This is a genomic window from Polynucleobacter difficilis, from assembly GCF_003065365.1.
Taxonomy (GTDB): Bacteria; Pseudomonadota; Gammaproteobacteria; order Burkholderiales; family Burkholderiaceae; genus Polynucleobacter; species Polynucleobacter difficilis.
Genome location: NZ_CP023276.1, coordinates 47,740 through 68,283, shown reverse-complemented (window position 1 = coordinate 68,283; position 20,544 = coordinate 47,740). Strand labels below are relative to the sequence as shown.

Annotated in this window: 34 protein-coding genes; all 34 read right to left on the bottom strand. The window is 48.2% G+C overall.

Translation table 11 applies throughout. From position 1 onward, the window contains the following. Window positions 1-5: 5 nt before the first annotated feature. The gene (gene dsbD / locus AOC34_RS00410; RefSeq protein WP_234408107.1) at window positions 6-1,733 is read right to left on the bottom strand and encodes a protein-disulfide reductase DsbD; all 1,728 of its coding nucleotides are present in this window, start codon (window positions 1,731-1,733) and stop codon (window positions 6-8) included. After that, window positions 1,734-2,063 carry a divalent-cation tolerance protein CutA gene (cutA, locus tag AOC34_RS00405; RefSeq protein WP_108468262.1) on the bottom strand — a complete coding sequence of 110 codons (330 nt, stop codon included), beginning with the start codon at window positions 2,061-2,063 and terminating at the stop codon, window positions 1,734-1,736. Between the two features lie 98 nt (window positions 2,064-2,161). Then, window positions 2,162-2,557, bottom strand: coding sequence for a 50S ribosomal protein L17 (gene rplQ, locus AOC34_RS00400; protein WP_108468261.1), 396 nt, complete (start codon window positions 2,555-2,557; stop codon window positions 2,162-2,164). Between the two features lie 16 nt (window positions 2,558-2,573). After that, complete coding sequence (locus tag AOC34_RS00395) at window positions 2,574-3,554, bottom strand: DNA-directed RNA polymerase subunit alpha (protein ID WP_108468260.1); 981 nt, start codon at window positions 3,552-3,554, stop codon at window positions 2,574-2,576. A 23-nt stretch (window positions 3,555-3,577) separates the two neighbouring features. Continuing rightward, window positions 3,578-4,201 (bottom strand): 30S ribosomal protein S4, encoded by a 624-nt coding sequence (gene rpsD, locus AOC34_RS00390; RefSeq protein ID WP_108469952.1) that lies wholly within the window; start codon window positions 4,199-4,201, stop codon window positions 3,578-3,580. A gap of 116 nt (window positions 4,202-4,317) precedes the next feature. Beyond that, on the bottom strand, window positions 4,318-4,728 hold the full coding sequence (gene rpsK, locus AOC34_RS00385) for a 30S ribosomal protein S11 (protein WP_108468259.1): 411 nt from the start codon (window positions 4,726-4,728) through the stop codon (window positions 4,318-4,320). A gap of 18 nt (window positions 4,729-4,746) precedes the next feature. After that, window positions 4,747-5,112 (bottom strand): 30S ribosomal protein S13, encoded by a 366-nt coding sequence (gene rpsM / locus AOC34_RS00380; RefSeq protein WP_108468258.1) that lies wholly within the window; start codon window positions 5,110-5,112, stop codon window positions 4,747-4,749. A 24-nt stretch (window positions 5,113-5,136) separates the two neighbouring features. After that, window positions 5,137-5,253 (bottom strand): 50S ribosomal protein L36, encoded by a 117-nt coding sequence (rpmJ, locus tag AOC34_RS00375; RefSeq protein WP_108468257.1) that lies wholly within the window; start codon window positions 5,251-5,253, stop codon window positions 5,137-5,139. Window positions 5,254-5,287: 34 nt separating this feature from the next. After that, window positions 5,288-5,506, bottom strand: a complete 219-nt coding sequence (gene infA / locus AOC34_RS00370) for a translation initiation factor IF-1 (protein ID WP_068320132.1) — start codon at window positions 5,504-5,506, stop codon at window positions 5,288-5,290. 2 nt (window positions 5,507-5,508) lie between these two features. Continuing rightward, window positions 5,509-6,852, bottom strand: coding sequence for a preprotein translocase subunit SecY (secY, locus tag AOC34_RS00365; RefSeq protein ID WP_108468256.1), 1,344 nt, complete (start codon window positions 6,850-6,852; stop codon window positions 5,509-5,511). Between the two features lie 11 nt (window positions 6,853-6,863). After that, the gene (gene rplO, locus AOC34_RS00360; RefSeq protein ID WP_108468255.1) at window positions 6,864-7,304 is read right to left on the bottom strand and encodes a 50S ribosomal protein L15; all 441 of its coding nucleotides are present in this window, start codon (window positions 7,302-7,304) and stop codon (window positions 6,864-6,866) included. 28 nt (window positions 7,305-7,332) lie between these two features. Further along, window positions 7,333-7,524: a 50S ribosomal protein L30 gene (gene rpmD, locus AOC34_RS00355; RefSeq protein WP_108468254.1), complete on the bottom strand. Its 192-nt coding sequence runs from the start codon at window positions 7,522-7,524 to the stop codon at window positions 7,333-7,335. 24 nt (window positions 7,525-7,548) lie between these two features. Beyond that, window positions 7,549-8,067 carry a 30S ribosomal protein S5 gene (rpsE, locus tag AOC34_RS00350; protein WP_108468253.1) on the bottom strand — a complete coding sequence of 173 codons (519 nt, stop codon included), beginning with the start codon at window positions 8,065-8,067 and terminating at the stop codon, window positions 7,549-7,551. Window positions 8,068-8,088: 21 nt separating this feature from the next. After that, entirely contained in the window at window positions 8,089-8,442 is a 354-nt protein-coding gene (gene rplR, locus AOC34_RS00345) for a 50S ribosomal protein L18 (protein WP_108468252.1), read from the bottom strand. Between the two features lie 12 nt (window positions 8,443-8,454). Beyond that, a complete protein-coding gene (gene rplF, locus AOC34_RS00340) occupies window positions 8,455-8,988 on the bottom strand; it encodes a 50S ribosomal protein L6 (RefSeq protein WP_108468251.1) in 534 nt (177 codons plus the stop codon). Between the two features lie 10 nt (window positions 8,989-8,998). Continuing rightward, a complete protein-coding gene (gene rpsH, locus AOC34_RS00335) occupies window positions 8,999-9,394 on the bottom strand; it encodes a 30S ribosomal protein S8 (protein ID WP_108468250.1) in 396 nt (131 codons plus the stop codon). A gap of 24 nt (window positions 9,395-9,418) precedes the next feature. Further along, window positions 9,419-9,724 (bottom strand): 30S ribosomal protein S14, encoded by a 306-nt coding sequence (gene rpsN, locus AOC34_RS00330; protein WP_108468249.1) that lies wholly within the window; start codon window positions 9,722-9,724, stop codon window positions 9,419-9,421. Between the two features lie 9 nt (window positions 9,725-9,733). Then, window positions 9,734-10,276 carry a 50S ribosomal protein L5 gene (rplE, locus tag AOC34_RS00325; RefSeq protein ID WP_108468248.1) on the bottom strand — a complete coding sequence of 181 codons (543 nt, stop codon included), beginning with the start codon at window positions 10,274-10,276 and terminating at the stop codon, window positions 9,734-9,736. Window positions 10,277-10,291: 15 nt separating this feature from the next. After that, window positions 10,292-10,600 carry a 50S ribosomal protein L24 gene (rplX, locus tag AOC34_RS00320; protein ID WP_108468247.1) on the bottom strand — a complete coding sequence of 103 codons (309 nt, stop codon included), beginning with the start codon at window positions 10,598-10,600 and terminating at the stop codon, window positions 10,292-10,294. A 9-nt stretch (window positions 10,601-10,609) separates the two neighbouring features. Beyond that, a complete protein-coding gene (rplN, locus tag AOC34_RS00315) occupies window positions 10,610-10,978 on the bottom strand; it encodes a 50S ribosomal protein L14 (protein ID WP_011901910.1) in 369 nt (122 codons plus the stop codon). Window positions 10,979-11,159: 181 nt separating this feature from the next. Then, the gene (gene rpsQ, locus AOC34_RS00310) at window positions 11,160-11,429 is read right to left on the bottom strand and encodes a 30S ribosomal protein S17 (RefSeq protein ID WP_108468246.1); all 270 of its coding nucleotides are present in this window, start codon (window positions 11,427-11,429) and stop codon (window positions 11,160-11,162) included. Between the two features lie 9 nt (window positions 11,430-11,438). Next, window positions 11,439-11,633: a 50S ribosomal protein L29 gene (gene rpmC / locus AOC34_RS00305; RefSeq protein WP_108468245.1), complete on the bottom strand. Its 195-nt coding sequence runs from the start codon at window positions 11,631-11,633 to the stop codon at window positions 11,439-11,441. A 14-nt stretch (window positions 11,634-11,647) separates the two neighbouring features. Then, window positions 11,648-12,061, bottom strand: coding sequence for a 50S ribosomal protein L16 (gene rplP, locus AOC34_RS00300; protein ID WP_108468244.1), 414 nt, complete (start codon window positions 12,059-12,061; stop codon window positions 11,648-11,650). Window positions 12,062-12,064: 3 nt separating this feature from the next. Next, window positions 12,065-12,895 carry a 30S ribosomal protein S3 gene (gene rpsC / locus AOC34_RS00295; protein ID WP_108468243.1) on the bottom strand — a complete coding sequence of 277 codons (831 nt, stop codon included), beginning with the start codon at window positions 12,893-12,895 and terminating at the stop codon, window positions 12,065-12,067. Window positions 12,896-12,903: 8 nt separating this feature from the next. Further along, window positions 12,904-13,236, bottom strand: a complete 333-nt coding sequence (gene rplV, locus AOC34_RS00290) for a 50S ribosomal protein L22 (protein WP_199908302.1) — start codon at window positions 13,234-13,236, stop codon at window positions 12,904-12,906. A gap of 7 nt (window positions 13,237-13,243) precedes the next feature. Then, on the bottom strand, window positions 13,244-13,522 hold the full coding sequence (rpsS, locus tag AOC34_RS00285) for a 30S ribosomal protein S19 (RefSeq protein WP_011901904.1): 279 nt from the start codon (window positions 13,520-13,522) through the stop codon (window positions 13,244-13,246). 19 nt (window positions 13,523-13,541) lie between these two features. Then, complete coding sequence (rplB, locus tag AOC34_RS00280; protein WP_108468242.1) at window positions 13,542-14,372, bottom strand: 50S ribosomal protein L2; 831 nt, start codon at window positions 14,370-14,372, stop codon at window positions 13,542-13,544. Between the two features lie 2 nt (window positions 14,373-14,374). After that, window positions 14,375-14,689, bottom strand: a complete 315-nt coding sequence (rplW, locus tag AOC34_RS00275) for a 50S ribosomal protein L23 (RefSeq protein WP_108468241.1) — start codon at window positions 14,687-14,689, stop codon at window positions 14,375-14,377. Further along, a complete protein-coding gene (gene rplD / locus AOC34_RS00270) occupies window positions 14,686-15,306 on the bottom strand; it encodes a 50S ribosomal protein L4 (RefSeq protein WP_108468240.1) in 621 nt (206 codons plus the stop codon). Before rplD ends, rplW begins: the two co-directional genes overlap by 4 nt. Window positions 15,307-15,317: 11 nt before the next feature. Further along, window positions 15,318-15,974, bottom strand: coding sequence for a 50S ribosomal protein L3 (gene rplC / locus AOC34_RS00265; protein WP_108469950.1), 657 nt, complete (start codon window positions 15,972-15,974; stop codon window positions 15,318-15,320). A 187-nt stretch (window positions 15,975-16,161) separates the two neighbouring features. Beyond that, window positions 16,162-16,473, bottom strand: a complete 312-nt coding sequence (rpsJ, locus tag AOC34_RS00260; RefSeq protein ID WP_011901899.1) for a 30S ribosomal protein S10 — start codon at window positions 16,471-16,473, stop codon at window positions 16,162-16,164. A gap of 126 nt (window positions 16,474-16,599) precedes the next feature. Then, on the bottom strand, window positions 16,600-17,790 hold the full coding sequence (gene tuf / locus AOC34_RS00255) for an elongation factor Tu (RefSeq protein WP_108468228.1): 1,191 nt from the start codon (window positions 17,788-17,790) through the stop codon (window positions 16,600-16,602). A 51-nt stretch (window positions 17,791-17,841) separates the two neighbouring features. Beyond that, complete coding sequence (fusA, locus tag AOC34_RS00250; protein WP_108468239.1) at window positions 17,842-19,944, bottom strand: elongation factor G; 2,103 nt, start codon at window positions 19,942-19,944, stop codon at window positions 17,842-17,844. A 27-nt stretch (window positions 19,945-19,971) separates the two neighbouring features. Then, complete coding sequence (rpsG, locus tag AOC34_RS00245; RefSeq protein WP_108468238.1) at window positions 19,972-20,442, bottom strand: 30S ribosomal protein S7; 471 nt, start codon at window positions 20,440-20,442, stop codon at window positions 19,972-19,974. Window positions 20,443-20,544 lie beyond the last annotated feature (102 nt).

Genomic DNA, 20,544 nt, shown 5'->3' with positions numbered 1-20,544 from the left:
CTTGCTTAGGGTGCAGCAGTGTTCAAACGCAGCAAGAAGCGATCCGGCGGCATGAAGCCGACTACGCGTTGATTGATCAGCTCCTCGCCTGCAGCATTAAATAGCAAAATGCCGGGCGGGCCAAATAAGCCATAACGCTTTAATAAGGCTTGGTGCGCAGCAGAGTTACTGGTGACATCGGCCTGTACCAAAATAAAGTCCTGCATTTTTTTTGCAACCGCTGGATTGGCAAAGGTCTTGATTTCCATCTCTTTGCAACTAATGCACCAGTCGGCATAAAAGTCGAGCAGCAATGGTTTCCCTGTGCGCTTAGCTTCTTCAAAGAAGGGTTGCAATGCTTCGATCGATCCAATCACCTTAAAGGTCAAATCACCAAGCTGCTTTTCAGAGCGCGCCAATCCACCACCATTACCACTTGATGAATTGGTATTGCCAAGCAGAATCGGCGACACAATCCATGCAGCCAGCATGATCAGCATGATGCCCAGTATGCGCTGAAGACCAATCATCCATTTGCCTGTAGTTGGTATCAGCATGCGCGCTTCTACAGCAATGAAAAAGAGTGGTAGCCCCATGCCAAGTGCCATCACAAACAAGAGGCCGCCGCCTAAACTCATGGATCCGGTGTGAGCAATAAACCCGAGCACGCCAGCAAGTGGCGCGGTGATACATGGGCTAGCTACCAAGGTGGATACACCGCCCAAAATAAAAGCACCCGCGATACTTCCGCCTTTTTGTCGACCGGCAATCCGATCAATGTGACCATGCCAAGACTGGGGGAGGCTTAGTCCGTAAAAACCAAATAGACTTCCAGCAAGTACCAAAAGCAATATCGCAAAGGCAATTAACACGACAGGATTTTGTAAGGCTTGCTGCGCGCCGCTACCCAATGCTGCCATCAATACTCCGGCCAGCGCATACATAAGGGCCATCCCCAAAATATATGCTGCCGCAAGCACGGCTGCGCGGGACTTTTTAATGGGTTTACTGCCTTGCGTACCGAAAACAATGCTCGACAAAATAGGTAGCATTGGCAATACACAGGGCGTAAATGCTAATGCCAGACCAAGCACAAAGAAAGCAATGAATAAATAAGCGGTTGGTGTTTCCTTTAAAAATTGGTCAATAGCATTCACATCATCACGCTGCTGCCACAAGCCCTTAAAACGATCTGAAACGCTTACTTGTTGATTGCTAGTGGCGCTACTAGCACTCGGAATTAATTCATCCGGCATGGGCATGACTTGTACACCCGGCGCAGCGATATTGAATTTCAAGGTAGTGGGTGGGTAGCAAATTCCGCCATCCGCACAGCCTTGTAAATCGACTTCAATCTGAATCCCTTGACCTTTTTCCGCTAACGCAACCCCGCCCGGCAGAGTCAAAATGACGTCGATGGGGTAGCGATAGATCGGCATGTTTTTCTGAAAGGTCTCGTCAAACTTCACTTCCGCTTTGGGTAATGTTGCCGTCAAGGCTTGACTAGCACCATCGCCTTGCATCAACCGAAACTGGAAGGTCTCTTGGTAGAGGTAGTATCCCTTTGCCGTTAAAAAATTAACTTCCAGTTGCGTCTTATTTTCAAGCCAGCTGACGGTTACTGGAAACGCTTTATCGGGATGTAAAAATGCTTTCTGAGCGCTGGCCGGCAGCATCAATAGGAAGCTAGCTGCGATCGCCATGGCAGACAATAGCCACGCATTGATTCGGGAATGGGCTTGAAATAGCATCATCTAATTGGTCGTACCTGTTGTCTCTGCAATAACCCACCGAGCATAGTCCGTATCGCTATGGGTAAGTGGCTGAGCAATAATTTCAGGAACATCGTAGGGGTGATTTTGCTTGATAAAGGCTGAAATCCCAGGCCACTGCGCAGCGGTAGTTTTTGCCACCAATACCACCTCTTGCTCCTCGCAGATGCGCCCTTCCCAACGGTAAATGGATTGCACGCCTGTCTGTATTTGCACGCAGGCCGCTAAATGACTATCAATTAAGCGCTTTGCCAATGCCTTGGCGGCATCTGGGTCTGGAAGGCTTGTCATCACCAAGAGCAATTCAGTCATTGCAAGAATCCATTGTTCACTGTGTGATTCATAAATTGGGCTTATTAACAAAGCAAAAAGCCAGACCGAAGCCTGGCTTTTGACTATACCCCAAAGACTTAAGCTGCGTCAGCTTCGACTGCAGTCTCTTCGACTTCTGGGCGATCCATCAGCTCAACCAAAGCCATTGGCGCATTGTCGCCATGGCGAAAGCCAAACTTCAAAATGCGCAAGTAACCGCCTGGGCGTGTTGCATAACGTGGACCGAGTTCGGCGAAGAGCTTGGTAACGATATCGCGATCGCGTGTGCGGTTAAAAGCCAAGCGGCGGTTTGCCAAATTGTCTTTTTTACCCAAGGTAATTAAAGGCTCAACAACCATGCGCAATTCTTTTGCTTTTGGCAAAGTGGTTTTAATCACTTCATGCTCTAAAAGCGAATTGGACATATTGCGCAACATCGCCAAACGATGGGATGAAGTTCTGTTGAGTTTGCGTAAGCCGTTTCCGTGACGCATGGTGCTTCCTTTCTAATTATTTCTCGAGGCTAGCGGGTGGCCAGCTCTCAAGTTTCATGCCAAGACTCAAACCACGGGCTGCCAATACATCCTTAATTTCATTCAAGGACTTGCGACCCAAGTTAGGCGTCTTTAACAATTCATTTTCGGTACGTTGGATCAAATCACCAATGTAATAAATATTCTCAGCCTTCAAGCAGTTAGCCGAGCGCACTGTCAACTCGAGATCATCGACTGGGCGCATCAACATTGGATCAACCGTCGATGAGCGGCTTGGAGCCAAATCACCCATCACTTCACTGCTTTCGAGCGCAGCAAAGACAACCAGCTGATCAACCAAGATGCTAGCGGCTTGACGAATCGATTCTTCTGGCGATAACACGCCGTTGGTTTCAATGGTCATGACCAAACGATCTAAGTCGGTACGTTGCTCAACGCGAGCGGACTCTACTGCATAGCTTACGCGCGAAACTGGGCTGAACGATGCATCAAGCACAATGCGTCCAATTAACTTGGTCGCTTCATCGTGATACTGGCGCATGTTACCTGGAACATAGCCACGGCCCTTTTCAACTTTGATCTGCATATCCAGCTTGCCGCCCGCGGACAAATGCGCAATCACGTGATCTGGGTTAATGATCTCAACGTCGTGGGGCAAATCAATGTCCTTTGCAGTAACAACGCCAGGACCTTCTTTGCGTAAATTGATCGTGACTTCATCGCGTGACTGGAGCTTGAATACAACGCCCTTCAAATTCAACAATAAGTTAACAACGTCTTCTTGGACGCCATCCAGAGTGGAATACTCATGAACAACGCCAGCAATAGCAACTTCTGTAGGAGCAAAACCAACCATGGATGACAGCAATACACGGCGTAAGGCATTACCTAAAGTGTGGCCATAGCCACGCTCAAACGGCTCCATTACAACTTTTGCTTGATTTGCTGTAATTGCTTCAACAGAAATAATTTTTGGCTTGAGCAAATTTGTTTGCATATTTTCTTCCTTAGAGTGCCTAATTAGCGCGAATACAATTCGACGATCAAACTTTCATTAATTTCACCGCTAATTTCATCGCGGTCAGGCACTTGTTTAAATGTTCCTTCTAGCTTTGCCGCATCAACGGAAACCCAGTTGACCGCACTTGATTGCTGTACTAAATTGAGTGATTCTTGAATGCGCGTTTGCTTCTTTGCTTTTTCGCGGATCGCAATAACATCACCAGGCTTGACCTGCATCGATGGAATATTCACTGCACTGCCATTCAGCATGACGGCGCAATGCGACACCAGCTGACGTGCTTCAGCACGTGTAGAACCAAAGCCCATGCGATACACGACGTTGTCTAAACGGGACTCCAAAAGCTGCAGCAATGTCGCGCCGGTATTGCCTTTACGACGCTCAGCTTCAGCAAAATAGCGGCGGAACTGACGCTCTAAAATGCCGTACATGCGCTTTACTTTTTGCTTCTCGCGCAACTGATTGCCGTAGTCCGAAGTCCTGGAGCCCGATGTGCGTCCATGTTGACCTGGCTTGGTGTCTAGTTTGCATTTGTCCGATAGAGCACGGCGTGCGCTCTTCAGAAATAAGTCGGTACCTTCCCGACGTGATAGTTTGGCCTTAGGGCCTAAGTAACGTGCCACGATGCTTTCCTTTCTTTGCCGCAGTCTTTCGACCGGCGGTGAGTCCATCCCTTACATCAGATGAACAGTGGGCTTTAATAAAAAATAACTAAACGGATACTGCGAACTACAAAAAATTAGATACGGCGACGCTTTGGTGGGCGGCAACCATTGTGTGGCACAGGCGTTACGTCCTGAATCTCCGTAATCTTGATTCCCAAGGAATTCAAGGCACGAACAGCGGATTCACGACCTGGGCCAGGGCCCTTAATTTGAACTTCTAAATTCTTAATGCCACATTCAATTGCAGCTTTACCTGCAACTTCAGCCGCTACCTGAGCAGCAAATGGAGTTGACTTACGTGATCCTTTAAAACCTTGGCCGCCTGAAGTTGCCCATGAAAGCGCATTACCCTGACGATCTGTAATCGTAATAATGGTGTTGTTAAAAGAGGCGTGTACGTGCGCAATGCCGTCTGCTACGTTCTTTTTAACTTTCTTACGCGCACGCTGGGCGGCTGCGTTTGAACTAGTTTGCTGTTTTGCCATGTCGTTTAACTCTCTCGATTATTTCTTAAGTGCGATGCCGGACTTACGTGGGCCCTTGCGGGTACGTGCATTTGTCTTGGTACGCTGACCACGAACTGGCAGGCCTTTGCGATGGCGAACACCACGGTAGCAACCCAAGTCCATCAAGCGCTTGATGCTCATCGTAACTTCACGACGCAGGTCGCCTTCTGTCGTCAGCTTGCCAACTTCGTCGCGCAATTTTTCTAAATCGCTATCGGTTAAGTCTTTTACTTTACGGTCAATTGGAACACCAGTCGACGCGCAGATTTTGCGCGCTTGTGTTGTGCCAATGCCAAAAATAGCCGTTAAACCGATAACGGTATGTTGATGATTTGGGATGTTTACCCCAGCGATACGTGCCATGAGAATTCCTCTTAATTAACCGAATTAGCCTTGACGCTGCTTATGACGTGGATCTGACGAGCAAATCACACGCACAACGCGCTTGCGCTTAATGATCTTGCAATTTCTGCAAATGACCTTTACGGATGCCAATACTTTCATAACTCACCTATTCAAAAATATTTACTGCTAATTACTACTTCGCGCGGAAAATAATGCGTGCGCGCGTCAGGTCGTACGGAGTCATCTCCACCGTCACCTTGTCCCCTGGAAGGATTCGAATGTAATGCATCCGCATCTTTCCAGAAATGTGCCCCAATACTACGTGTCCGTTTTCCAGCTTTACGCGAAACATCGCGTTCGGCAAATTCTCAACTACTTCACCAGCCATTTGAATAACATCATCTTTTGACATAGTTACTGTGTAATACCCATCTTAAAGTTGGCCTTCTTCATTAAAGAGCCATACTGCTGCTGCATTACAAACGACTGCACTTGCGACATAAAGTCCATTGCCACAACGACAATAATCAAGAGCGAGGTACCGCCAAAATAGAACGGCACGTTGTACTTCAAGACCAAGAACTCAGGTAGTAAACAGACCAGCACCATATAGATTGCGCCGCCCAAAGTTAAACGTACCAAAATCTTGTCGATGTAACGGGCAGTTTGATCGCCTGGGCGAATGCCTGGAACAAAAGCGCCGCTCTTCTTTAAGTTATCTGCTGTGTCACGGCTGTTGAATACCAAAGCGGTGTAAAAGAAGCAGAAGAAAATAATGGCTGTGGCATACAGAATCACATACACCGGCTGACCTGGAGCCAATGTCGCCGCTAAGTCTTTAATCACGCTACTAAACATATTGGTGGGTTCGCCTGAGGTAAACCAGCCAGCAATCGTTGCAGGGAACAAAATAATCGATGAAGCAAAAATGGGGGGGATAACTCCAGCCATATTGAGCTTCAAAGGCAAATGGGATGACTGACCGCCATACACTTTGTTACCAACCTGGCGCTTTGCATAATTCACCAGGATGCGTCGCTGGCCACGCTCAACAAATACTACGAAATAAGTCACTGCAATCACGATGAGCACAATGAATAGACCAGCCAAGATGCTCATGGAGCCAGTACGAACCAACTCCATCAAGCCACCAATTGCACTGGGTAAACCAGACACAATTCCAGCAAAAATAATGATTGAAATGCCGTTACCTAAACCGCGCTCAGTAATTTGCTCACCAAGCCACATCAGGAACATCGTTCCAGTAACCAAGGTAATCACGGTGTAAATCTGAAATGCCATACCGGGGTCAATTACAAGACCAGGCTGGGCTTCCAGTGCCACAGAAATACCCAACGCTTGGAAGGTTGCCAAAACAACGGTTGCATAGCGGGTGTATTGCGTAATTTTGCGCTGGCCAGCAGGACCTTCTTTTTTCATCGCCTCGAGCGATGGAACAATGATTGTTGTTAACTGCATGATGATCGATGCAGAAATGTAAGGCATGATGCCAAGTGCAAATACGGTGAAGCGGGACAGTGCGCCACCTGAGAACAGATTAAACATTCCCAAGATGCCATCTTTTTGGCCTGAAAATAATTCAGCCAACTGATTTGGATCAATACCAGGTACTGGAATATGCGCACCGATTCGGAACACGATCAAAGCGAGCAGCAGGAAAACCAAGCGTCGGCGTAAATCGCCGAACTTGCCCCCTGCTTGCGCAGCGCCTTGCGTGTTGGAAGAGCCGAGTGCCATTACTGTCTCAATTAAGCCTGATCAACCAACTTACCGCCAGCAGCTTCAATGGCCGCTTTTGCGCCTGCTGTTGCGGTTAAGCCTTTTAAAGTGACAGCGCGCTTGAGCTCGCCGGTCTTAATTACCTTAACGGCATTGATCTGCTCACCGGCATAACCATGCTGCTTCAAAACCAAAAGATCTACTTCTGGCAAGCCAATCTTTTCAAGATCATTCAATGTAATCTGGCCAACGTGACGGCGTGTCAAGGACACGAAGCCGCGCTTTGGCAGACGACGATACATTGGCATTTGACCGCCTTCGAAACCAACTTTATGAAAGCCGCCTGAACGGGACTTTTGTCCCTTATGTCCACGACCAGCTGTTTTACCAAGGCCAGAACCGATACCGCGTCCAACGCGGCGGCGATTTTTCTTAGAACCTTCTGCAGGTTTAATTGTGTTGAGTTGCATAGTATTTGCCTATATATCTTGCTGATCGTTAGCCGATGACTTTGACCAAATAAGAAACTTTATTAATCATTCCGCGTACTGCAGGCGTATCTTGTAATTCTGAAACCGAATTGATACGGCGTAAGCCTAAACCGCGAACAGTCGCACGGTGACTTTCACGAGTACCAATCAAACTGCGAACCAATTGCAGTTTGACTTTGGAGTTGGATTGCGTTGTCATTTATAAATTCCTAATCTAGTGGTCTTAGCCGAGAATCTCTTCAACTGACTTGCCGCGCTTTGCAGCAATTTCAGAAGGAGTGCTCATCTTGCTTAAACCATCGATGGTTGCACGAACCATGTTGTAAGGATTGGTTGAGCCAATCGACTTTGCAACCACGTTGGTTACGCCCATTACATCAAAAATAGCGCGCATTGGACCGCCGGCAATAACACCTGTACCGTCTTTGGCTGGGGAAATCATTACCCGTGACGCGCCATGCTGACCGATTACGGTGTGTTGCAAAGTGCCCTTGCGGAGCGTTACTTTGATCATCTTGCGACGAGCTTCGTCCATTGCTTTTTGAACGGCCACAGGAACTTCTTTCGATTTTCCTTTGCCCATTCCAATACGGCCATCGCCATCGCCAACTACAGTGAGTGCAGCAAAACCTAAAATACGGCCGCCCTTCACTACTTTCGTTACGCGATTAACAGCAATCATCTTTTCGCGAAGACCATCATCGCGCTCTTCGGATTGCATTTTGGTTTGCATTTTTGCCATGTTTTTTCCTAAACCAATCTGTTAGAACTTCAGGCCGGCTTCACGCGCGGCTTCAGCTAATGCTTTGATACGGCCGTGATAACGGTGGCCAGAGCGATCAAAGGCAACGTCAACAACGCCAGCTTTAACAGCGCGTTCAGCAATTAACTTGCCGATTTGTTGGGCTGCAGATGCGCTTCCGCCGTTCTTGATTGCTGCACGGAGATCTTTTTCCATGGTTGAGGCTGTTGCGAGTACTTTTGTACCGCATGGGCTATAAACCTGTGCAGAAATGTGGCAGTTGCTGCGGATAACCGTTAAACGGTTTGCCAATGCTTCAGCGATCCGAATGCGGGTCTGCCGAGCGCGCCTTAATCTTGATTCGTCTTTATTCATATCTAATCCCGATTACTTCTTCTTAGTTTCTTTGAGATGCACGACTTCGTCGATATAACGAACACCCTTGCCTTTGTATGGCTCTGGTGAACGGTATGCGCGAACCTCTGCTGCAACTTGACCAACCTGCTGCTTGTTGGAACCTTTAATAATGATTTCTGTTTGTGATGGCGTTTCCGCTTTTACACCCTTAGGCAGGTTGTAAATAATGTCGTGCGAGAAACCGAGTTGCAATTTCAGGGTTTCGCCCTGAGCAGCAGCACGGTAACCAACACCTACCAAGCTGAGCTTGCGCTCAAAGCCAGTGGTAACACCAATCACCATATTGTTGACTAATGCACGGGTAGTACCTGACAGTGCAGCGGACTCGACTGTGTCATCTTTGCGTTCGACATTGATGAAACCGTCTGCTTGGCTTAAACCAATGCAGGTGTTCAAAGTATGGCTCAGGGTACCCAATGGGCCCTTGACCGTTACATTCAAACCACTAATTGTTACTTCAGCACCTTTTGGTACTGGAATGGGGGATTTTCCGACTCTGGACATAGTGCTCTCCTTAGGCGACGTAGCAAATAACTTCGCCACCCACGCCAGTAGCGCGAGCCTTGCGATCAGTCATCACGCCTTGGGGCGTAGAAATGATTGCTACTCCCAAACCATTCATGACTTCAGGAATATCGTGACGGCCTTTATAGATCCGCAATCCAGGCGTAGAGACGCGCTGAATGCGTTCGATAACAGCACGGCCAGCGTAATACTTCAGCTCGATATGCAATACCGGCTTCGCTGCCTCGCCTTTGATTTCAAAACCATCGATGTAGCCCTCTTCTTTCAGGACTTTAGCGATAGCTACTTTAATTTTTGATGACGGCATGACAACCATCGGCTTCTGCACCGCTTGCGCGTTGCGAATCCGGGTCAACATGTCGGCGATTGGATCGCTTATGCTCATGAGTTCTCCTAATTCTTTCGCCGCTTACCAGCTGGCCTTGGTTAAACCGGGGATTTCGCCACGGAAGGCGATTTCACGAATCTTGCTACGGGCCAAACCGAATTTACGGAATGTGCCACGTGGTCGACCGGTCAATGAACAACGATTCCGCTGGCGGATCGGGCTTGCGTTACGTGGTAGAGCTTGCAATTTCAGGCGGGCTTCATAGCGCTCTTCGTCGCTACGGGCTGTATCGGCGATGATGGCCTTTAGTTCAGCCCGCTTTGCTGCGTATTTCTCTACACATTTAGCGCGCTTATTCTCGCGCTCAATTAGGGATAGTTTTGCCACGTTAGCCTCTTAATTGCGGAAAGGGAATTTAAATGCCGCCAACAGCGCTTTTGCTTCATCGTCTGTTTTTGCGGTTGTCGTAATGCTGATATTTAGACCACGAAGCGAATCGATTTTGTCGTATTCAATTTCAGGGAAAATAATTTGCTCTTTAACGCCGATGTTGTAGTTACCACGGCCATCAAATGCTTTGCCTGAGATGCCGCGGAAGTCACGTACACGTGGCAATGCAACCGTAACAAAACGGTCTAAGAATTCAAACATGCGTGCGCCGCGCAAGGTAACCATTGCACCAATCGGATAGCCTTGACGAATCTTAAATCCGGCAATCGCTTTGCGTGCTTTCGTTACGACGGGCTTTTGGCCTGCAACCTTCGTCAAATCACCAACAGCATTCTCGATGATTTTCTTGTCATTCACTGCGTCGCCAAGGCCCATGTTTAGGGTGATCTTGGTAATGCGTGGAACTTCCATTACCGACTTGTAACCGAATTTGGTCATCAAATCGCCAACGACTTTTTCTTTGTAGTGTTCTTGAAAACGTGTGCTCATAATTTCTCCGGGCCCTTATGCGCTTAACGTTGCGCCAGTGGTTTTCAGAAAACGGACTTTCTTGCCGGCATCCACTTTGATACCAACCTTAGAAGGTTTACCGTTTGCATCCACCAAAGCCACGTTGGATACGTGAATTGGCATCACTTTGTCGATCATGCCGCCAGTTGTGCCTGTATTTGGGTTGGGTTTAACGCTCTTCTTATAGACGTTGACACCTTCAACTACCAATTTGTTCTCGAGTACATCCGTCACTGTTCCTTTTTTGCCTTTATCGCGGCCGGTCAGAACAATAACGGAGTCACCTTTACGAATCTTTTTCATATCTACCCCTTAAATCACTTCAGGCGCGAGGGAAACGATCTTCATGAACTTCTCGGTACGCAATTCACGCGTAACTGGTCCAAAGATGCGAGTTCCTATCGGCTCAAGCTTGGCATTCAGCAGTACTGCGGCATTGGCATCGAACTTAATCAATGAGCCGTCTGGGCGGCGAACGCCCTTAGCAGTTCTCACCACTACTGCGTTATAAATATCACCTTTTTTTACTCGGCCACGTGGAGCAGCGGACTTCACGCTGACTTTGATGACATCACCGATACTGGCGTAGCGACGCTTAGAGCCGCCCAATACCTTGATGCACAACACTTCACTGGCGCCAGTATTATCGGCAACCTGCAATCTACTTTCGGTCTGAATCATTTCTTAATTCCCAACTTATTTGCCAAAGGCAAACAGTTTTGGTTCCGTCAATGGGCATTTAGCGACGCTAAAACCCGGATTTTATGGAAAAACTACTTCTCTGTACCGCGAAAAGCCTTCTATTCTACTACTGAAACAGGGGCTATGGCAAGGAATCTTGCGCATTTCCCCCTTAAAAACCTTAAATACCCTTTGATGCCTCTACCAAACGGGTAACAACCCATGACTTTGTACGTGAGATTGGCTTAGATTCAGCAATTTCAACCGTATCGCCCATCTTGTACTGACTGGCTTCGTCGTGAGCATGGTACTTTTTGGAATGGCCAACGTACTTTCCATAGAGCGCGTGCTTTACTTGGCGCTCTACCAGGACCGTAACTGTTTTTTGCATTTTGTCACTTACAACACGGCCAATTAATGTCCGGCGTAAGGGTTTGGAGGTTTCTGTCATATCCCTTCCTTATTTCTGGGCAGTCTTTTGAGTAATGAATGTCTTCACGCGAGCGATGTCGCGCTTAACTTTACCCAATTGGCTAGTGTTTTGAAGTTGCTGAGTACCCTTTTGCATGCGCAGTTTGAAGCTCGTTTTGAGGAGCTCAGACAGTTCGCTGTTTAAGGCATTCAGGTCTTTGGTTTGCAATTCTTTGTTATTCATTATCTCTATCCCGATTAGCCTAAGTGGCGAATCACAAATGTGGTCTGAATAGGCAACTTCGCTGCAGCTAGCTTGAAAGCTTCGCGCGCCAAGGTCTCATCGACTCCGTCCATTTCATACAATACTTTGCCTGGCTGAATCTCAGCAACGTAGTACTCTGGATTACCTTTACCGTTACCCATACGGACTTCAGCTGGTTTTTGCGAAATTGGCTTATCTGGGAAAATACGAATCCAAATACGGCCACCACGCTTAATATGGCGAGTCATCGCACGACGTGCCGACTCAATTTGGCGCGCGGTTAATCGACCGCGACCAACTGCCTTTAATCCAAAGTCACCAAAGGCAACTGAACTGCCGCGCGTTGCGACCCCAGTGTTACGGCCCTTTTGCTCTTTGCGATATTTGCGACGCTTTGGTTGCAACATGCTTTACTCTCCTGACTTCTGTGTATCAGCGGCAGCTTCTGGCTTAGCGGCTGCTTTGCTAACACGCTTAACGGCTGGCTTTGCAGCTACTAATGGCTTTGCATCGCCTGCTGGTTTACGCGCGATTGTTTTGGATGGAGCGCGGCGTGGCTTTTTTTCATCAACGACTGGCTCTGCTGGCGCTGCTACTGGAGCATCCGCACCACGACCCAATGTGTCGCCTTTGTATACCCATACCTTGACACCAATAATGCCGTAGGTTGTTTCTGCTTCCGATGTTGCGTAATCGATGTCCGCCTTCAAGGTGTGAAGTGGAACGCGACCTTCGCGATACCATTCGCGACGCGCAATCTCAGCACCATTCAAACGGCCTGAAGACATGATCTTGATGCCCTGTGCGCCAAGGCGCATTGCATTTTGCATGGCACGCTTCATTGCACGACGGAACATAATCCGCTTCTCTAACTGCTGAGTAATCGAGTCAGCAATTAATTGTGCGTCGACTTCAGGCTTGCGAATTTCTTCAATGTTCACATGAACAGGAACGCCCATGCGCTTTTGCAGTTCGCGGCGGAGCACTTCAATGTCTTCGCCTTTTTTACCAATCACGACACCTGGGCGTGAGCTATAAATCGTAATGCGTGCATTTTTAGCGGGACGCTCAATGATGACTTTGCTAACGGATGCATTCTTCAATTTCTTTTTCAAATAGATGCGAACATCCACATCTTCTTTGAGCATTTTTGCAAAGTCAGTATTGTTTGCATACCAACGTGATGTCCAATTCTTGCTTACCGAGAGTCGGAATCCGGTGGGGTTTATCTTTTGGCCCATATCTTTCCTTAGTTACTCAAGGTCACGCTAATGTGACAAGTTTGTTTTTCGATTTGATTGCCACGGCCTTTGGCGCGCGCTGTAAATCGCTTCAAGGAGGTACCCTTGTCAACAATAATTGCGGCAACTTTGAGCTCATCAATGTCGGCACCTTTATTGTGTTCAGCGTTGGCCATTGCAGACTCAACTACCTTCTTCACAATAAATGCGGCCTTCTTGGGGCTGAAATTCAAAATGTTCATGGCGCGTGCAATTGGCAAACCACGAATTTGATCAGCGACCAAACGTGTCTTTTGCGCAGAAATGCGGGCGCCCTTGTGAATAGCTTTAACTTCCATCATCATCCCCTTACTTCTTCGTTACTTTCTTGTCAGCAGCGTGACCTTTGAAAGTACGGGTCAAAGCGAATTCGCCTAACTTATGACCCACCATGTTTTCTGATACATAAACCGGAACGTGTTGACGACCGTTGTGCACAGCAATTGTCAGACCAATGAAGTCGGGCAGAATTGTGGAACGGCGTGACCAAGTTTTAATCGGCTTTTTGTCTTTGTTGGCCTGTGCAACTTCGACTTTTTTTACCAAGCTGGCGTCGCAAAACGGGCCTTTTTTAGCTGAACGTGTCATATCTATTTATCCTTATCGCTTAACGTTTTTGACGACGTTGAACGATCATCGAAGTTGTACGCTTGTTACGACGTGTACGATAACCTTTGGTTGGAGTACCCCATGGTGATACAGGAACACGGCCTTCGCCGGTCTTACCTTCACCACCACCATGTGGGTGATCGACTGGGTTCATTGCCACACCGCGAACGGTTGGGCGAATACCACGCCAGCGATTTGCACCTGCTTTACCAATTTGACGCAAGCTATGCTCTTCATTGCCAACTTCGCCAATCGTGGCACGGCAGTCAATCAGAATGCGACGTACTTCGCCGGAACGCAAACGAACCTGAGCGTATACTCCCTCACGTGCCAGCAATACAGCTGAACCACCTGCAGAGCGGGCGATTTGTGCGCCTTTACCTGGGAGCATTTCAACGCAATGGATCGTGCTACCAATTGGAATATTACGAATTGGCAAATTGTTACCTGCTTTGATTGGTGCTTGCGAACCATTCATGACGGGCTGACCTGCAACCATGCCTTTAGCGGCAATGATGTAACGACGCTCACCGTCAGCAAACAACAATAAGGCGATGTTTGCGCTACGGTTTGGATCGTATTCTAAGCGCTCTACTTTGGCTGCAATGCCATCTTTATCGTTGCGCTTAAAGTCAACAACGCGATAGTGGTGCTTATGACCGCCGCCTTTATGGCGGGTGGTAATGTGGCCGTTGTTATTACGACCGGCTTTTTGAATCTGTGGCTCCAACAACGCTGCGAAAGGTTTACCTTTATGCAGGTCTGGGTTTACCACCTTGACCATTGAGCGACGACCTGGTGAGGTCGGTTTTGTTTTCATCAAAGGCATGATTAATTCGCCTCCGCTTCAAAGTTGATTTCTTGACCAGGCTTCAAATTAACGTAAGCCTTCTTGACGTGATCGCGACGACCTTCAAAACGGCCATAGCGCTTTGGCTTGCCTTTTTGATTGACGATTTGAACCGAGTCCACTTGAACTTTGAATAGCAATTCAACGGCTTGCTTTACATCGCTCTTGTTTGCTGCGCGATCCACCTGAAAAACGACTTGTTCGTTTTTCTCAGCGACCATCGTTGCTTTTTCCGAAATAACCGGTCCAAGCAAAACCTTCATCAGGTTGTGATCATTTCTGCGTGTTTGGCTCATTTCAGCAACTCCTCGATTTTGGCAATCGCTGCTTTGCTCACCAACACTTTTTGATACTGAACCAAGGAAAGCGGATCAGCATGTTGTGGCTCTACTACTGCAACTTTATGCAAATTGCGTGCAGCTAAATACAAGTTTTCGCTAACCTGATCAACGATGATCAGCACCGAATCCAAGCCCATTGCTTTCACTTTTTCAGCAAGTACTTTGGTCTTTGGTGCGTCGAGCTCAAATTGATCTACGACGTTTAAGCGACCTTCGCGGGCGAGTTGAGACAGAATTGATCTCATACCAGCGCGATACATTTTTTTATTTACTTTGTGGCTGAAATTTTCTTCTGGGGAGTTCGGGAATATCCGACCACCTCCACGCCACAATGGGGAAGAGCTCATACCAGCACGTGCACGGCCAGTGCCTTTTTGGCGCCATGGCTTTTTCGTGGTGTGCTTAACTTGCTCGCGGTCTTTTTGTGCGCGGTTACCGCTACGTGCATTGGCTTGATAAGCCACTACAACTTGGTGCACCAATGCTTCGTTGTATTCGCGCTCGAACACTTCGGGTGAGGCTTGAATGCCTGCAGCGAGAGTGCCGTTATCTTGGAGAAGCTTGAGTTCCATATTCGCTCTCCTTATTTCTTCTTCAGCGGAGTCTTAACCGCTGGAGTAACGATGACCTTACCGCCTGGGGCGCCGGGTACGGCACCTTTCACCATGATCAGATTACGTTCTGTATCAATGCGGGCGATGACTAAATTTTGTACGGTGCGTGTAACGTCGCCAAGGTGGCCTGTCATGCGCTTACCTGGGAATACACGTCCTGGATCTTGTGCCATACCAATCGAGCCTGGCACGTTATGCGAACGGGAGTTACCGTGACTGGCACGACCAGAAGCAAAGTGGTAACGCTTGATGGTACCGGCATAACCCTTACCAATCGAAACGCCTTGCACGTCGACCTTTTGGCCGGCTGCAAATGCTGCATCCGCTGGAATAACTTGACCAGGCTTCATTTCTGCAATTTTGGCTGCATCCAAATGAAATTCATTCAGTGCATTGCCAGCCATTACGCCAGCTTTTGCAAAATGACCTGCCATGGGTTTGGTTACGCGCGTTGCTCTACGGGTGCCGTGGGCCAACTGAATAGCATCGTAGCCATCCGTTTCCTGGGTCTTAATTTGAGCAACCCTGTTATCACTCACGTCAATAACGGTGACTGGGATGGAATCCCCTTCATCCGTAAAAAGACGGGTCATACCGACCTTGCGGCCGATTAAGCCTAAGCTCATATTCATGCTCCACGCCGACTTCGATTGGTCAGCAATAATTTAATTTAAGTGATTTATGGACAAATATGTCGATAAATCAATAACTTACAACAAAAACCAGTCAGAAATTACATCTCTGAACCGAGAAAAGCCTTCAATTCTATCGTGCTAAACCGATTTAGGCAAGGCCTAAATCGGATAAATGCCATTACTGCAACTTGATTTCGACGTCCACACCAGCTGGGAGGTCTAATTTCATCAATGCATCCACTGTCTTTTCGGTTGGGTCAACGATATCCATCAAACGCAGATGGGTACGAATCTCTAACTGATCGCGTGAGGTTTTATTCACGTGGGGTGAACGCAGGATGTCAAAACGCTCGATACGCGTTGGCAAAGGTACTGGACCTTTTACCACTGCGCCGGTGCGCTTTGCTGTATCAACGATTTCAGCAGCAGACTGGTCGATGAGACGGTAATCAAACGCTTTAAGACGAATACGAATTTTCTGGTTTTGCATAGTAATTCCAAAGAGCGGTGCGGTGCTGCCGCGTTATATTTCTAAAGAGCTCGGTGGCATCTGCAGCACAGACGCCACCGGTTAGCAAAACGCTAAATAATTATTACTACTTAATACTTAAACCTATTAAGCCAAAATCTTTGCTACCACGCCGGCGCCAACAGTACGGCCACCTTCACGGATCGCAAAACGCAAACCTTCTTCCATCGCGATTGGGGCGATGAGTTTGACGGTAATGCTGACGTTATCGCCCGGCATGACCATCTCTTTGTCTTTTGGCAACTCGATCGAACCCGTTACGTCCGTAGTACGGAAGTAAAACTGAGGACGGTAGTTGTTAAAGAAGGGAGTATGACGACCACCTTCGTCTTTACCTAAGATGTAAACCTCAGCAGTAAAGTGGGTGTGTGGGGTGATTGAGCCTGGCTTAGCCAATACTTGACCGCGCTCGACTTCTTCACGCTTAGTACCGCGCAATAAGATACCAACGTTATCGCCCGCTTGACCTTGGTCGAGCAATTTACGGAACATCTCAACACCAGTACAGGTTGTCTTGAGTGTTGGCTTGATACCGATGATTTCAATCTCTTCACCGACCTTAACGATACCGCGCTCAATACGGCCAGTTACTACCGTACCGCGGCCAGAGATCGAGAACACATCTTCTACTGGCATCAAGAAAGCGCCGTCAACTGCGCGCTCTGGTGTGGGGATAAAGGTATCTAAGGCTTCAGCCAATTTCATGATGGCTTCTTTGCCCAAAGGACCTTCGTCGCCATCCAAGGCTAACTTAGCAGAACCACGCACGATTGGTGTGTCATCGCCAGGGAACTTGTACTTGGAGAGAAGCTCACGCACTTCCATCTCGACGAGCTCGAGGAGTTCTTCGTCGTCCACCATGTCGCACTTGTTTAGAAAGACGATGATGTAAGGCACGCCAACTTGGCGAGCCAAGAGGATGTGCTCACGGGTTTGTGGCATTGGGCCGTCGGCTGCAGAGCAAACCAAAATAGCGCCGTCCATCTGGGCTGCGCCGGTAATCATGTTCTTCACATAGTCAGCGTGGCCTGGGCAATCGACGTGCGCATAGTGGCGGTTCGCTGTTTCATACTCAACGTGCGCGGTATTAATCGTAATACCACGTGCTTTTTCTTCTGGAGCAGCATCGATCTGATCGTATGCTTTTGCTTCGCCACCAAATGCTTTTGACAGCACGGTTGCAATTGCTGCAGTGAGGGTGGTCTTACCATGGTCAACGTGACCAATCGTACCAACGTTTACGTGCGGTTTTGTCCGCTCAAACTTTTCTTTTGCCATTTTTTTGTCTGCCTTCTTTAGCTAGTCAATATTCAAAATAATGTGGATAAATTACTTCGCTTTAGCAGCCATCACTGCTTCAGCTACGTTCTTAGGTGCTTCGGAATAATGCTTAAATTCCATGGTGTAAGTAGCGCGACCTTGGGTCAACGAACGTAGGCCCGTTGAGTAACCAAACATCTCGGCCAATGGCACTTCAGCGCGCACAATCTTACCGCCGCCTGGAATGTCATCCATACCCTGCAAAATGCCGCGACGGGACGAAAGATCACCCATCACGTTACCCATGAAATCTTCTGGCGTTTCTACTTCAACTGCCATCATTGGCTCAAGCAATACGGGAGCAGCTCTACGCATACCGTCCTTGAACGCCATTGAGCCTGCCATCTTGAACGCATTTTCGTTCGAGTCAACATCGTGGTACGAACCAAAGAACAAAGTTGCCTTGATATCCACAACAGGATACCCAGCCAAAATGCCGGAGTTGAGGGTTTCGATAATGCCTTTTTCAACTGCAGGGATGTATTCACGAGGAACGACACCGCCCTTAATTGCATCGACGAATTCAAAGCCTTTGCCTGGCTCTTGTGGCTCGAGCTTCAAAACAACGTGACCATATTGACCGCGACCACCCGATTGCTTAACGAATTTACCTTCGACTTCATCGCAGGTTTTGCGAATAGTTTCGCGATAAGCAACCTGTGGCTTACCAACAGTTGCTTCAACGCTGAATTCGCGCTTCATGCGGTCTACTAGAATTTCCAGATGGAGCTCGCCCATTCCAGAAATAATGGTCTGGCCAGATTCTTCATCGGTCTTCACGCGGAAGGATGGATCTTCTTGTGCCAAGCGATTCAACGCTAGGCCCATTTTTTCTTGGTCAGCTTTTGTCTTTGGCTCAACCGCTTGTGAAATCACAGGCTCTGGGAAAACCATACGCTCCAAGATAACAATGCTGTCTGGATCGCACAATGTTTCACCGGTGGTTGCGTCTTTTAAACCAACTGCTGCAGCGATGTCGCCTGCGTACACTTCTTTGATCTCTTCACGCTGATTCGCGTGCATCTGAAGCAATCGACCCACACGCTCTTTTTTGCCCTTGATTGGGTTATAGATTGTGTCGCCTGACTTCATCATGCCGGAATAAACACGGAAGAAAATTAATTGACCTACGAACGGGTCGGTCATGATCTTAAATGCCAAGGCAGAAAACTTCTCGTCATCCGACGCTTTACGCGTTGTTGGTGTGCCGTCTTCCTTCTCGCATGGAACCGGTGGCACATCGAGTGGGGATGGCAAGTACTCAACAACCGCGTCCAACATAGCCTGAACGCCTTTGTTTTTAAACGCAGTTCCGCACAGCATTGGAACGATTTCGCCCGCAATGGTACGTACACGCAATGCCTTCTTAATTTCGTCTTCGCTCAGCGGCTCGCCGCCAAGGTATTTTTCCATCAGCTCTTCTGAACTTTCAGCGGCGGCTTCAACTAACTTCTCGCGCCACTCTTCAGCAGATGCTTGCAATTCCGCTGGGATATCTTGGTACTCAAACTTGATGCCCTGTGAGGCTTCATCCCAGATAACAGCCTTCATCTTGACCAGGTCAATAACGCCCTTGAAGTTTTCTTCTGCTCCGATTGGAATTTGAATCAACAGAGGATTGGCTTTGAGGCGCACTTTCATTTGGTCATAGACCTTAAAGAAGTTCGCGCCCGTACGGTCCATCTTATTCACAAATGCTAAACGTGGAACTTGGTATTTGTTTGCCTGACGCCAAACGGTTTCAGACTGAGGCTGAACGCCGCCTACCGCACAGTAAACCATGCAAGCACCATCGAGCACGCGCATCGAGCGCTCTACTTCAATGGTGAAGTCAACGTGACCCGGGGTATCAATAATGTTAATGCGGTGCTCTGGAAAATTTCCAGCCATGCCCTTCCAGAACGTGGTAGTAGCAGCAGAAGTAATCGTGATGCCACGCTCCTGCTCTTGCTCCATCCAGTCCATAGTTGCTGCGCCATCATGCACTTCACCAATTTTGTGATTAACGCCGGTGTAGAACAAAACGCGTTCTGTGGTTGTTGTCTTGCCTGCGTCAATGTGCGCAGAAATACCGATGTTGCGGTATTTGTCGATGGGGGTTTTACGTGCCACGGTTGGTACCTTTTCTTTACTGTGCGATTAGAAGCGGAAATGCGAGAATGCTTTGTTGGCTTCTGCCATACGGTGCACTTCTTCACGCTTTTTCATTGCGCCGCCACGGCCTTCAGCCGCTTCTAATAATTCATTTGCCAGGCGTTGTGCCATGGATTTTTCACCACGCTTCTTCGCCGCCTCGCGCAACCAGCGCATGGCCAAAGCTGAACGACGGGATGGACGTACTTCAACTGGAACTTGGTAGTTCGCACCACCAACGCGGCGGCTTTTCACCTCAACCATTGGCTTCACATTGCCCATGGCGCTTGAAAAGATTTCGATTGGCTCTTTATTTGCTTTTTTCTCGATGTGCTCAAAGGCGCCATACACAATGCGCTCCGCAACCGATTTTTTGCCGTCCAACATGAGGACGTTCATGAATTTTGCTACTTCTACATTGCCAAATTTTGGATCAGGCAAGATTTCCCGTTTGGGGACTTCGCGACGACGCGGCATAACCACTCCTTCAGTTCAGTTAGGGAGATCCAAAAAAGATCTCCGCTCCGGTTACCCTACTATTTAGGCAAGATGCCTAAACGGAGTAACCACTTACTTGCC

Coding starts and splice junctions, on each gene's coding strand:
- dsbD (WP_234408107.1), bottom strand. CDS start 1,733: ATGATGCTATTTCAAGCCCATTCCCGAATCAATGCGTGGCTATTGTCT.
- cutA (WP_108468262.1), bottom strand. CDS start 2,063: ATGACTGAATTGCTCTTGGTGATGACAAGCCTTCCAGACCCAGATGCC.
- rplQ (WP_108468261.1), bottom strand. CDS start 2,557: ATGCGTCACGGAAACGGCTTACGCAAACTCAACAGAACTTCATCCCAT.
- AOC34_RS00395 (WP_108468260.1), bottom strand. CDS start 3,554: ATGCAAACAAATTTGCTCAAGCCAAAAATTATTTCTGTTGAAGCAATT.
- rpsK (WP_108468259.1), bottom strand. CDS start 4,728: ATGGCAAAACAGCAAACTAGTTCAAACGCAGCCGCCCAGCGTGCGCGT.
- rpsM (WP_108468258.1), bottom strand. CDS start 5,112: ATGGCACGTATCGCTGGGGTAAACATCCCAAATCATCAACATACCGTT.
- rpmJ (WP_108468257.1), bottom strand. CDS start 5,253: ATGAAAGTATTGGCATCCGTAAAGGTCATTTGCAGAAATTGCAAGATC.
- infA (WP_068320132.1), bottom strand. CDS start 5,506: ATGTCAAAAGATGATGTTATTCAAATGGCTGGTGAAGTAGTTGAGAAT.
- secY (WP_108468256.1), bottom strand. CDS start 6,852: ATGGCACTCGGCTCTTCCAACACGCAAGGCGCTGCGCAAGCAGGGGGC.
- rplO (WP_108468255.1), bottom strand. CDS start 7,304: ATGCAACTCAACACAATTAAACCTGCAGAAGGTTCTAAGAAAAATCGC.
- rpmD (WP_108468254.1), bottom strand. CDS start 7,524: ATGACAACGCAATCCAACTCCAAAGTCAAACTGCAATTGGTTCGCAGT.
- rpsE (WP_108468253.1), bottom strand. CDS start 8,067: ATGGCAAAAATGCAAACCAAAATGCAATCCGAAGAGCGCGATGATGGT.
- rplR (WP_108468252.1), bottom strand. CDS start 8,442: ATGAATAAAGACGAATCAAGATTAAGGCGCGCTCGGCAGACCCGCATT.
- rplF (WP_108468251.1), bottom strand. CDS start 8,988: ATGTCCAGAGTCGGAAAATCCCCCATTCCAGTACCAAAAGGTGCTGAA.
- rpsH (WP_108468250.1), bottom strand. CDS start 9,394: ATGAGCATAAGCGATCCAATCGCCGACATGTTGACCCGGATTCGCAAC.
- rplE (WP_108468248.1), bottom strand. CDS start 10,276: ATGAGCACACGTTTTCAAGAACACTACAAAGAAAAAGTCGTTGGCGAT.
- rplX (WP_108468247.1), bottom strand. CDS start 10,600: ATGAAAAAGATTCGTAAAGGTGACTCCGTTATTGTTCTGACCGGCCGC.
- rplN (WP_011901910.1), bottom strand. CDS start 10,978: ATGATTCAGACCGAAAGTAGATTGCAGGTTGCCGATAATACTGGCGCC.
- rpsQ (WP_108468246.1), bottom strand. CDS start 11,429: ATGACAGAAACCTCCAAACCCTTACGCCGGACATTAATTGGCCGTGTT.
- rpmC (WP_108468245.1), bottom strand. CDS start 11,633: ATGAATAACAAAGAATTGCAAACCAAAGACCTGAATGCCTTAAACAGC.
- rplP (WP_108468244.1), bottom strand. CDS start 12,061: ATGTTGCAACCAAAGCGTCGCAAATATCGCAAAGAGCAAAAGGGCCGT.
- rpsC (WP_108468243.1), bottom strand. CDS start 12,895: ATGGGCCAAAAGATAAACCCCACCGGATTCCGACTCTCGGTAAGCAAG.
- rplV (WP_199908302.1), bottom strand. CDS start 13,236: ATGATGGAAGTTAAAGCTATTCACAAGGGCGCCCGCATTTCTGCGCAA.
- rpsS (WP_011901904.1), bottom strand. CDS start 13,522: ATGACACGTTCAGCTAAAAAAGGCCCGTTTTGCGACGCCAGCTTGGTA.
- rplB (WP_108468242.1), bottom strand. CDS start 14,372: ATGCCTTTGATGAAAACAAAACCGACCTCACCAGGTCGTCGCTCAATG.
- rplW (WP_108468241.1), bottom strand. CDS start 14,689: ATGAGCCAAACACGCAGAAATGATCACAACCTGATGAAGGTTTTGCTT.
- rplD (WP_108468240.1), bottom strand. CDS start 15,306: ATGGAACTCAAGCTTCTCCAAGATAACGGCACTCTCGCTGCAGGCATT.
- rplC (WP_108469950.1), bottom strand. CDS start 15,974: ATGAGCTTAGGCTTAATCGGCCGCAAGGTCGGTATGACCCGTCTTTTT.
- rpsJ (WP_011901899.1), bottom strand. CDS start 16,473: ATGCAAAACCAGAAAATTCGTATTCGTCTTAAAGCGTTTGATTACCGT.
- tuf (WP_108468228.1), bottom strand. CDS start 17,790: ATGGCAAAAGAAAAGTTTGAGCGGACAAAACCGCACGTAAACGTTGGT.
- rpsG (WP_108468238.1), bottom strand. CDS start 20,442: ATGCCGCGTCGTCGCGAAGTCCCCAAACGGGAAATCTTGCCTGATCCA.